1 protein-coding gene is annotated in these 1,097 nt (G+C 61.7%); it reads left to right on the plus strand.

Annotation, left to right across the window (positions count from 1 at the left end):
- Window positions 1–100: 100 nt before the first annotated feature.
- A partial coding sequence (locus IIE29_RS16665) for an IS481 family transposase (protein WP_209326413.1) occupies window positions 101–1,097 on the plus strand: 997 nt, incomplete at its 3' end.

The following is a 1,097-nucleotide window of genomic DNA, read 5'->3' on the forward strand; positions in this document are numbered from 1 at the left end:
TGTACTTCCTCGACACGTTGTGAACGGTAGTTGAAACACAACGAAGACCTCCGATACCGATATGGGTAACCACACTCATGATCGAGTCCCGGAGGTCTTCATGACACACCGTAACGCACCACTGACTATCGAGGGTAGACGCCGCCTTGTCGCTCTCGTCATCGACCACGGATGGTCCCAGCGCCGAGTCGCCGAACGCTTCCAAGTCTCACCAGCAACCGTGTCCAGATGGGTACGTAGACACCGTGCACGCGAGGGCCTCGACGATCTCTCCAGCCGACCCCACCACAGCCCTACACGATTGCCTGCCAAACGGGAAAGACGCATCCTGTCGCTGCGGATCAACCGACGGTGGGGCCCGCACCGAATCAGCTACCACCTTCACATTCCACGCTCGACTGTCGGCCGCGTCCTCGACCGGTACCAGATGCCGCTGTTGGCTCACATCGATCAGATGACAGGCCTGCCGGCGCGTAAGCCGGCCCCAGTCCGTTACGAAGCCGAGGCTCCCGGACGCCTGGTCCATGTCGACGTCAAGAAGCAGGGCCGGATCCCCGACGGTGGCGGGTGGCGTGCACATGGGCGTGGGTCAGTCCAGGACCGGAAAGCCAGCTCCCACCGGGACCGTGCCGCCCGAGCCGGGGCCACGGCCTCGCGCGGGTATCGATTCCTCCACCACGCTGTCGATGACTACTCGAGAGTCGCGTACTCCGAGATCCTCGATGATGAGCGCAAAGACACCGCTGCCGGGTTCTGGCGGCGCGCGAACGAGTTCTTCGCCAGCATCGGTGTCGACGTCACAGCAGTGATGACCGATAACGGATCCTGCTACCGATCACGGGCCTTTGCAGAGGCTCTGGGCGAGAGCGTGAAACACCGCAAGACGAAACCCTACCGACCACAGACGAACGGGAAGGTCGAGCGGTTCAATCGGACTCTCGACGCCGAATGGGCCTATGCGAGGGTGTATGCCAGCGAAACCGAGCGTGCTGCAGCCTACGAAGCGTGGGTACATGACTATAATTTCCACCGACCCCATACCGGCATCGGTGGACTCACGCCATCAGCTCGTGTTCACAACCTCACGGGGAAGTACA

This window comes from Brevibacterium renqingii, from assembly GCF_017808095.1.
GTDB classification, from domain to species: Bacteria; Actinomycetota; Actinomycetes; order Actinomycetales; family Brevibacteriaceae; genus Brevibacterium; species Brevibacterium renqingii.